We start from the raw sequence: 10390 nt of genomic DNA, 5'->3' as shown, positions 1-10390 counted from the left end.
TTCCTGCAAGACGGAGGCGTCACGCCCGGCGCGCTTGTGCCGGTGGCGCACCACGAATATCAAACCGGCGGACTCTCGTTATGACTGCAGGACCAGCGGGAGGCAGGTCACCGCCCGACCGGTACTTGCGGCTCCCGCAGCCGCGCAAGTACCGGCTCCGGCGCCAACCGCTGACCTGCCGTATCAATCTCCAATTCTCATACTCCAGCGCTCTCTTCTGAATTGGACTAGCTTTCCCAAAGAAGAGCAACGCGCCGCTAGCACCCAAGAAGCGTAGGATGATTTCCAGCATTGTTCCTGCCTTGGTGAGTACGCAAGGGGGCTTCTTTCTGTGACGAATGGAAGACGACGTAGCTGCCGATGTCTCCCGGGGACGTGACCCGGCGTTAGCTGGTCAACTCCGGCAACAAGGCGCGCGCCGCCCGTACGTCCGGATAATGCTCATCGCCTTCGATACGCGCGAGTGCGGGTACCAGAATGCGCGCCGCTGCGTCCGGCGTCACCAAGCGGGCCAGCGATGTCGCGGCTCGTAGCGCCCATAGTCCGGCGCCCTGCGTCTCCGCGATCGCCAGCGCCCGCTCGAACTGCGCGCGCCCGGCCACCGCATCGCCGGCGCGCAGCCGATTCTCGCCATCAGCCCGCAGGATCTCGGCAGTTGCCCAGTGAGGCGCGCTAGCTTCTGCCCGCGCGGTCGCTTCCGCATCGCACAGCGCTGCGCAAGCGGTGATGAAAACATCCTTGTCGTGCGGCAAGGGGGGGCGGATTCGGTCGATCGGAAACGGCTGTAGCGGCTTGCCCATGCGCAGGTCGGCGATCCGCGAAAACCATGCAGCGAGTTCGGCCATGTAGGTGAAGCGGTTTTCATCTGCCACGCAGCCGAGCAGATCGGCATAGTGCCGGGCCAGTTCGTCGTCGCCCAGCCACAGCGCGATCGGGCAGGCCGCGCTGCTCAGCAGATAGCAGAACGAACTGGGATTGCGCAGCCGCCGGCCATCGATCACCGTTTCCATGACAAGCGCCCGGGCGCTGTCCAGCCGGCCCTGCACCGCCAGCGTGACGCTGTGGTTGCCCCGCAATATCGTCGAATGATCGTAGCGAAGCACCGCGCCATAGGCGGTGCGATCGCTGCATTGGCGGACCAGCTCTGCCCCGATTGCCGCCGCTTCTTCCATGCGCCCCACGCGGAAGGTCATCCCGGCGACCACCCGCTGGGCGAAATGCTGCAGGTCGCGGTCGACATCCGTGCTTCCGGGCGCCAACATCTGCTGCGCGAGCGTCAGCGATGCGGGATGATCGCCCATGATCCCCCGTTGCCCCGAAAGCAACCACAGCGCTGTCGCCCGGGCCACCGGATCGCCGATCTTCTTGGCAATGCGCAACACCTGTGTCGCCGCGCGCACGAACCCTTCGCCGGGCCGGTCGGCGTTGAACAACAGCACGCACAGGCCGACCTGCAGCTGGATCTCCTCGGCCCCGCCGCGCTGGCCGAGCGCGTCCAGCGTGGCGAGCGCTTGCTGCAGCCAGCGATGATATTCGGCGAATTGCGACATGCCGAGCCAAAGCGGCGCGGAAGCCAGGATGAGGCGGACGCCCAGCCGCTTGTCCCCGGCCTCGCCGAGCGACCACACCAGCGCCGCGCGGACGTCGTCGATCGCGTTGCCATATCGTTCCCACCAGGCGGCGCGATCCATCCGCAGCCAATCGGCCTGGGCGCGATCCAGCAGCATCCCGACCCATTCGGCATGCCGGCGCGCCGCGATTTCCGCATGACCGGAGCCCTCGAGCTTGCGCCGCGCATAGGCCTTGGTCGTCTCCAGCAGGCGATAGGCGACCCCTTGCCGGGACGGCTCGATGAACAGCAGCGACTTGGCGGCAAGTTGCAGAATGGCCTGAGCAGCGCGCGCATCCTCCGCCCCATTCGGCGTCGCCACCTGCACGGCGGCGGCAAGATCGAAGGTGGAGCGGAACAGGCTGAGACAACCTAATATCAGCCGCTCGTCGGGCGCGAGCAGTTCGAAGCTCCAGTCCAGCATCGCTTCGAGCGTTTCGTGCCGCGCGAGCGTGCGTCGACCAAAGGACAGGAGCGACAGGCGCCCAACCAACCCGGTGGACAGCCCCTCCAGCCCCACCATCGGCATCGCCGCCGCCGCCAGTTCAAGCGCCAGCGGCAGCCCGTCGAGCGAGCGACACACCGCTGCTACCTGTCGGGCATTCTCCTCGGCCAGCCGGAATCCGCCAGCCGCTGCCGCGGCACGCTCTGCGAACAGCGCGACCGAGGGGTTGCTGGCAATCGTCTCAACCGCGTCTGCGGCGCCGGGTACAGGCAGTGGCTGGAGATGCACTCGCACTTCCCCCGGCACCCGCAGCGGTTCGCGGCTGGTCGCCAACAGCCTCACGCGGGAGCAGGAGTGCAGCAGCGCCTCTGCAGCCTTGGCCGCGATGTCGATGAGATGCTCGCAATTGTCGATCAGGAGGACGAGTTCGGCTGCGCGCAGGCGTTCCACCAGCACGGCGGGCGTCGTGTCCTGGCCCATCGGGCTTTGGAGCGCCGCGGCCGTGGCGGTGGCGACGTGTGCAAGGGACGTGCAGTTCGTCAGATCGACGAAGCAGACGGCGGTACGGGTTCGGAGCTCCGTAAGTGCCGCCAGCGCCACGCTGGTCTTGCCGATGCCGCCTGGGCCGACGATCGTAACAAGCCGATGGCGCGCGATGCATTCCACCACCTCGGTCACGCAAGACTCGCGGCCGATCAGGCGGTTGATCTGCAACGGAAGCGGAAGCGGGCGGATTTCCGCAGACATCGTCGCCTCGGGCGCTTGCTCGCCTGTCGCCTCGATGGTCACGTCGGCGCGCAGCCGATAGCCGCGGCCGGGCACATTGACGATCTCGATATCGTCCTCCGCCCCGGCCCGCAGGGCGCGCCGGATCGCGGTGATGTGCACGCGCAGATTGTTTTCCTGGACGAAAATGTTCGGCCAGACGCGATCGGTGATTTCCTGCACCGCGACGACCTCGCCGGCGCGCTCGGCAAGCAGCACCAGAATCGCGAGCGCACGCGACCCCAGGCCGACGCGGACGCCGCCACTCAGCAATTGCCCTCGTTCCGGCCGAAGCTCGAACGAGCCGAACCGGATGCTCCGCTCGCTCATGACCGTCTGGCGTCTAGCCGACCCACCTACGTCCCCCCGCAGACACGTTAGCGCTAACCGTATGCGCGAATTAGCAGCGTTTGGCACCTGTTAAGTCGGGGCTTTTGGGCGCTTCGGCTATCCGGACCCGAGCACGGACGTAGACCTGGATTGCTCGACGTCCGTGCCGTTTCGCGCCGGGAGATAGTGTATGCGCCTCGTGGAGATTGCGGCGCCGGTCGACGCCGGCGCCGGGGAGACGACTCATCGGCCAACGCCGGAGCAAGTGCGGGCACAGCTGGAACGGCTTCGCGCCCATGCGTTCACCGGTTCGGACAAGCTGTACGCCTTTCTGCACTTCGTGGTGGAGGAAGCGCTGGCGGGCCGCGCGGCGACGCTGAAGGAGTTGGTGATCGGCGTCGAACTCTATGGTGGTGTCATAGAGTATGACCCGAGGATCGATTCCGCCGTGCGCGTGGAGGCGCGCCGATTGCGGCGGAAGCTTGCCGCCTATTATGCCGGTGTGGGTCGTGAAGACGCGGTGATCGTGTCGATTCCGACGGGAGGCTATGCGCCGAGCTTTCGCCTGCGGCAGGATGCGCGGTGCATCGCCGCCGATGCCCCCGGCGCGGCGCTGGAGCCGCCGATACTGGCGGTGCTGCCGTTCACCGCACTCTGCATTCACGAAAAGGCCTTTGCGGCGGGTGTGACGGACGAGATCATCTACGCGGCGGAGCGTGATGCGCATCTCCGCGTCGTGCCGAGAGCGATCATGTTCCAGTTTCGCGAGAGCCGCTATTCGCTCGACGAAGTCGCCACGCATGCCGGCGCGGCCCTGGTGCTGCACGGCACGATCCGGCGGATGCAGGAAGTACATCGCGTATGCGTGGAACTTTCCAGTCGATGCGGGCGAATCCTCTGGTCGGATCGCATCGACATCGTCGGCGAAGGCGGCCTCGACGTGCAGGAACGCATGGCCGAGGCGATCCTCGAACGGCTCCCGCGTTCCGCGGTGCGGGAACGATGCATCCGGGAGATCGCATGAAACGCGCTTCGACGTCAACGGGTTAGTCGAAGAGGGCCCTCGGAGCCCTTAGAGCCTGTTTGGAATGCGCCCAGGCGCATTTCCAAACGGTCTCTTAGACGCACTAACAGTCACTCGCGTCCCGCCCTCGCCCGCAATCTATGTCGTGATGAATGCGAGCGCCAACCTTTCGCTCGTCAAGGCGCGGGCCCAATTCGGCATCCCGCAAGTGACCGGCTTTTTCCTCGGTCTCTACGCGTTCGCGGGGCTGCTCCATTTCGGCTTCGCCGGCTTCTGGGCGGCGGTGTTCGTCCGCGCGACCAGCGGGATTGCCGCCGCCGCGCTCGTCACGCTCGGCACCTACTCTCTGATGCAGGCCTTCCCACCCAAGGCAAAGCCGCTCAGCGCGTGATTGGCATGGGATCGGTACGCCACTGGCTCGGCTTGTCCCCGTCGAGGTGCTGGTCAACAGCGGACTATGGGGCCTGCACGCACTCGAACTTGCCTTGGCGTCGCCCTGCCACTGCCGCCCAGCGAGAAGAGCGCCGCTTTCGCGCCGCGCGATTTCCTCACGATTGCGTCGGCGACCGCCGGCCTGTTGCTGCTTTGCCAGGTCATCGGTCAGGGCCGGACGCTCTGGTGGTCCGGCACGCCTTGGCTGCGGGCGAGCGTCACCCCCGCTCACGTCGCCGAATCGATCGACGCAGGTACATCCGCCGCGTTCGACGATGGGACTGGAGGTGCCGAGTGCAGCCCACGCGAGGTCAAGATCGTCGCGTGGCCCGACCGCGCACTTGTTCGGCCAACTGGTCCCGCTGCGTCGGTTTCCAGCCACTGGCCTGGCTGCGTGCCGCGCCCGACTTCATAGCCTTCAGGAGTGCCATCATGCGCCGTCCCCCCGAGATTGACCTTTCCATCCATCACCCTGCCCATGGCGGTTCCGATCGCTTCGCGCTGGCCGTGACGAGGCTGCTGCGGTTCTTCGCCGACACTTTCTTTGCCAAGCGCTACGGCCACCGCGCCATCGTGCTGGAAACGGTGGCGGCGGTGCCTGGCATGGTCGGTGCCACACTCACCCATCTGCGGTGCCTGCGACAGATGAAGTCCGATCGGGGCTGGATCCGCATCCTTATGGAAGAGGCCGAGAACGAACGCATGCACCTCATGACCTTCCTGGAGGTGTGCAAGCCGACCCTGTTCGAGCGGCTCATCGTGCTCATTGTCCAGTGGCTATTCTACATTTTCTTCTTCGCCCTCTACCTGATCAGCCCCAAGACCGCACACCGGCTGGTCGGCTATTTCGAGGAAGAGGCGGTGATCAGCTACACCCATTATCTCGCGGAAATCGATGCGGGGCGCAGCGCCAACGTGCCCGCGCCGGCGATCGCATGCCGCTATTGGGGGCTGCCCGAAAGTGCCACGCTGCGCGACGTGGTACTGGTAGTGCGCGCCGATGAAGCGCATCACCGCGACGTGAACCACGGCTTCGCAGCCGACCTGGGGGGCAAGACGCCCGGCGCGATCTCGCCCTATCCGTGGCACGCCGCCGAGTTGGACGGCCCTGCCGTGCAGGAGCCCGTGCTCTCGGGGCTCCCGGCGCCGCAGTCTAGCACAAACGCGATCGGGTAACCGCGATCGTCGCTGCCTCCAGCGGCTTCGAAGCGGTGCGGACGAAGGGCATTCCAAGATCGCAGCGCAAGGCCGTTCGCCGGTCACGATGCGGAGGGTTCGCCGGCCGCTCGGTTTCATCAACATGGCGAGCGGCAAGCGCCCGCGCTCTACGATCGCCGCACGGGATCTGCTTCTGGTGCTGCGGGAGAGGGAGGCCATGGCGGTCGCATCGGCGGTCGTCCGGTTGCGCAGGTCATGGTCTTCGACCGTACCGCATCTCTACGGCGCAAATGTATCGTGCTCCGGTCAGTTCAGCTCCCGCGCGACAGGATATTGCAGAAGAAAGGCATGGCCGGTGCCCGCATGGGCGAACAACCAAGCTAGCCGCGCGTCCGGGTCGCCCGCAAAGCCGGGTTCGGCCTGGAGCTTCGCCTCGAATGCGGCCTTGATCGCCGGATCGGTGGCGAGCAGCCGCTCGCCGAGCGCGGACAGGATGAAGGCATCGGTGCTCGGCACGGGTGCCAGCATTTCCGGGAAAAAGCCCCAGGCCAGGAACGAGTCCTGGCTCTCGGGCTCGAGCAGCGCGGCTGCCAGCAGCCCCAGCGGCTGATCGGCAGGCACGCGAACGCTGCCCGCCGGCAACACCTGCTCGGCGACGCCGTGGACGAACCCGGCGGTGATCGGCACCCTGCCCTCCTTGGGCTGGGCGAGCTTGGCATCGACCAGCCGCACCCGATCGAGCCGCAGCGTGCGCGGCGCTTCGATCGTCTCGAAGGCGATGCCATGGACCCGCAGGCGATCGATCACCTCGGCCTGTTCGGGCGGGATCCACCAGGCCTTGGGCAGGCGCACGCGCTCGGTGGGGCGCTGGCCGATGATCGGCATGCGGAAGGTGATCGGCTTGCCGGTCCAGCGCTGTTCCGGGCGCCCCGAGGCCGGCGACGGCACCATCTCGAACGCGACCCCCTTGAACTGCTCGATCCAGCCGATCGGCTGTTCGGCGGGCGTCCAGCGGGTAAGCAGTTCGGCCGGGCGGCTGGCGCGATCCTGCGCCTTGGCCTCGGCGATCCGCGCAGCGTCACTGCCGGCGATCCGCAGCGCCGCCTCGAGCAGCACATAGGTGCCGAGCACGCGCTGCCGATAGGGCTTGAGCATATGGTTCTCGACCAGCACCGTCGGCATGCCGATGAAGTCGCCATAGCCGGTCGAATAACGCGGCCCTTCGGGGCTGTAGCGGATGCCCTTGCTCGGCACGCGCGTGTCGATCGGGCTGGGGTAGATGATCGGCGTATGGCCTGCTGCCGTCAGCGCCTGCATCGCGGCGGGGCCGAAGCGTTGCTCCAGCCAGTCGGCGGTAGCGCGGTGGCGGGCATATTTGCCCCAGCCGGCATAGGTGAAGGTGATGTCATACTGCATGTCGAAGCCCTCGCTGACATGGCAGTCGACATAGAGGATGGGGTCCAGCTGCCGGATCAGCCCGATCATCGCGCGCGTCTCGGGCGCGTCGACCTTGGCGTAGTCGCGGTTCAGGTCGATGTCGCGGGCATTGGCCTCCGCACCCTTTTCGGCGGGGCCGCGGATATGGACGAAATTCCAGCGGCTCAGTTGCTCGTGCCCGTCGATATTGTAGATCGGCACGAAGACGAGATCGACCTTGTCAAGCAGGTCCGCCTTGCCGCGCAGCGCGATGTCGCGCAGCAGCATCAGCCCGGCGTCCTTGCCGTCAATCTCGCCCGAATGGATGCCGCCCTGGACCAGCACCACCCGCTTGGGTCCCCCGCCCTTGCTGGCGTGGACATACAGCATCTCGCGCCCCTGGCCCGTGCGGCCGAAGCCGTGCAGCGTGATCAGGTCGGAGGCCGCATCGAGCCGTTCCAGCCATGCGCGGACCTCGGCATAGCGCGGCGTCGTTCGAAACCCCGCCGCTTCCGCCGGCGTGATCCAGGGATCACCGGGCCGAGCGACCAGTGCCGCGCTCTTGCCGGACCAGGGCAGCGCCGGCGGCAGGTCGAGCACGTCCTGCGCGGCGGCTGGCGCGGCGCTCGCGCAGAGCAGGAGGGCGGCGAACGTCGCCAGGCGGGGGCACGAAGGCATCATGGTCGCGATACTCTTACTGGATCAGGAGGCTGGCTGCGCGCTCAGAAGTTCGCGCGCAGGCCGATCGTGGCGGTGCGGGGTGCGCCCGGCTGCACCCAGAGCTGGGTATAGCTGTTCGCATACCAATGCGCGTCGAACAGGTTGGAGACGGTGCCGAACAGCTGCAGCCGCTCCGTGATCCCGACCTCCCCGAACACCCGTGCCAGCGTGTGCGACGGCAGGGTGAACCGCGTGCCGGTCTCGCCCGAGCGCTCGCCGACATATTGCACGCCGCCGCCGAACCGGGCCTTCATTCCGGCGAGCGTGAAGTCGCGTGCCAGCTGCACATTGGCAGTGTGATCGGGGATGTTGATCAGCCGGTCGCCCGGCCGCACCTGGAAGGAGAAGTTCGGATCGAGCACGTTGGAGCGCGCCTCGGCGTCGACATAGGCATAGCTGAGCAGCAGGTCGAGATCGCCGGGCAGCTTGCCCGTCAGATCCACTTCCACGCCGCGGCTGCGCGCCTTGCCGATCGCGACCGAGAAGCCCGGGTTGGCGGTATCGGTGGCCAGCACATTGCGCTTGTTCATCTCGAACACGGAGACGGTGCCGTTCAGCCGCCCACCGAAAGCGCCGAACTTGACCCCCGCCTCGATCGAGCGGGTCGTCTCCGGATCGAAGATCACGCCCGCCGCATCGGTGCCGACATTGGCGCGATAGCCTTCGCCATAGCTGGCATAGAGGCTCAGCGGATCGCTCAGCCGGTAGACGATGCCCGCCTGCGGGCTGAACCGATCGCGCGTGCGGCGGCTGTTCACTGCGGTCTGGCGGTTGTCGGTACGCAGGAGCAGATGGTCGTAGCGCCCGCCGAACCGGATCTGCAGCCGGTCGGTGAGACTGATCTGGTCCTGCAGATAGGCGCCGCTCGCCTCCTGCACATCGCGGCGATCGGTGATCACCCCCGGCGTCGGCAGCGGGAAGCGGCCGTAGACCGGGTTGCGGATGTCGATGACATAGCCGGCCCGGTCGCTGGGGTTGGACGACACGGCGGGCGGGCGCACGCGGGTGAAGACCTGGTCGTAGACGAACCGGTCATGGTCCGCACCGAACAGCAGGCGATGGCGCAGCGATCCGGTCTCGAAACTGCCCGACGCCTCGGCGCGCACCGCGGTTTGTGCCGCGTCGTAGTAGCGGCTGCGGCGCTGGCGCGACAACGAATGGCCGTCGACGAAGAGCTTCTGGCGCGAGGCCGCCGTCTCGGCATCGGAGGAGAAGCCGGTCAGCAGCGTGTCGCGGTGGCTGGCGCCGACCAGCAGACTCCAGCGGTCGCTGAAATCATGCTGCACGCGCAGCTGATGCCCGGTCGCGCGCGCGACGGTGTCGCCATCGCCCGGCTCGCCGAGGAAGCGCGCGCGCGGCACCGTGTCGAGATTGCCGTTGAGCACGACGATGCCACGATCGAACGGGGTTTCCACCCGCGTCCATTCGAAATCATAGGTCACGCGGGTCGCCGCGCCCAGCGCGACGCCGAACGACGGCAGCAGGCCCCAGCGCTTCTGGTGCACCATGTCGCGGAAGGTGTCGCCATCCTCGACATAGCCGATCAGCCGCGCAGTGATGCCGGGGGTGAGCGCGACATTGGCGTCGCCCTCGGCGCGTACCCGATCGAAGCTGCCATATTGCAGCGAGGCGCTGCCGAAGCTGCGGCCGAGCTGGGCCTGTTTGGTGACGAGGTTGATCGTCCCCCCCGGCTCGCCGCGCCCGAGCAGCGCCGCCGCGGGGCCTTTGAGCACCTCGATGCGCTCGATCCCCGCCACGTCGCGCTGGCCGCTGAAGCCGCGCCCGCCGTTGAAGCCGTTGACCAGATAGCCGCTGGGCAGATTCTCGTCGCCGGCAAAGCCACGGATCGCGAAGGAATCCCACAGGCCACCCAACGTATTCTGGCGGGCGACCGAGGCATTGAGGTCCAGCGCATCGGTGAGGCGGGTGATGTTCTGCTCCTGCAACACCTTGTCCTCGATCACCGCGATCGCCTGCGGGATCTCGCGCAGCGCGAAATTGCCGCGATAGGACTGGCGCACCCCGTTGACGGTGATCTCCTCGCGGTCCTGCTCCAGCCCGGTCTCCTGCACGGCCTGGGCGAAGGCCGGCGCGGAGACCAGCATGGCGAACGGAAGAGCGCCGGCAAGCAAGCCGGTACGAACGGAAAGGTGCAACGCCAAATCCCCTGTGTCTGGTGCGGGCGCCGGCCACGGTCGTGGCGGACCCAATGCGCAACGTCTGGCGACCCTGTGGCCCGCCAGCGACGTGAGATGTTGTAACGTTATACAAATTGTTGCGCAAGCGCGAGGATTGCTACGGAGTGTTTCCGGGCCACGCGATGCTCTCCGGCGCGAGATCCCGCGTATAGGCCTCCCCCTTCGCGAACCTCGGCGCTTGATTCCTGTCATCACATCCGCAATGATGAATGATACATTGTATCATGCGAGCGTTCATGTCCTCCCTTTTCCCCACATCGTCTCCGTGCCGCATTCCTGCGATTCCTGACCGA

Annotated in this window: 6 protein-coding genes; 3 read left to right on the top strand and 3 right to left on the bottom strand. The window is 66.8% G+C overall.

Annotated features, from left to right (window positions below; genetic code table 11):
• Positions 1-386 precede the first annotated feature (386 nt).
• Positions 387-3149: an ATP-binding protein gene (locus tag GGR89_RS07790; RefSeq protein WP_125974326.1), complete on the bottom strand. Its 2763-nt coding sequence runs from the start codon at positions 3147-3149 to the stop codon at positions 387-389.
• A gap of 190 nt (positions 3150-3339) precedes the next feature.
• Between GGR89_RS07790 and GGR89_RS07785 the strand changes: the two genes are divergently transcribed.
• From GGR89_RS07785 to GGR89_RS07775, 3 genes are all read left to right on the top strand, one after another.
• A complete protein-coding gene (locus GGR89_RS07785; protein ID WP_125974328.1) occupies positions 3340-4173 on the top strand; it encodes a hypothetical protein in 834 nt (277 codons plus the stop codon).
• 148 nt (positions 4174-4321) lie between these two features.
• Positions 4322-4564: a hypothetical protein gene (locus GGR89_RS22260; protein ID WP_241213465.1), complete on the top strand. Its 243-nt coding sequence runs from the start codon at positions 4322-4324 to the stop codon at positions 4562-4564.
• 473 nt (positions 4565-5037) lie between these two features.
• The gene (locus GGR89_RS07775) at positions 5038-5781 is read left to right on the top strand and encodes an alternative oxidase (RefSeq protein WP_241213466.1); all 744 of its coding nucleotides are present in this window, start codon (positions 5038-5040) and stop codon (positions 5779-5781) included.
• A 288-nt stretch (positions 5782-6069) separates the two neighbouring features.
• Here the strand turns inward: GGR89_RS07775 and GGR89_RS07770 are convergent, their stop codons facing one another.
• Entirely contained in the window at positions 6070-7857 is a 1788-nt protein-coding gene (locus GGR89_RS07770; protein ID WP_425338749.1) for a M14 family metallopeptidase, read from the bottom strand.
• 44 nt (positions 7858-7901) lie between these two features.
• Positions 7902-10004, bottom strand: coding sequence for a TonB-dependent siderophore receptor (locus tag GGR89_RS07765; protein WP_125974499.1), 2103 nt, complete (start codon positions 10002-10004; stop codon positions 7902-7904).
• Positions 10005-10390 lie beyond the last annotated feature (386 nt).

Source organism: Sphingomonas trueperi (genome assembly GCF_011927635.1).
GTDB lineage: Bacteria > Pseudomonadota > Alphaproteobacteria > Sphingomonadales > Sphingomonadaceae > Sphingomonas > Sphingomonas trueperi.
This window is presented reverse-complemented; position numbering and strand designations above follow the sequence as displayed.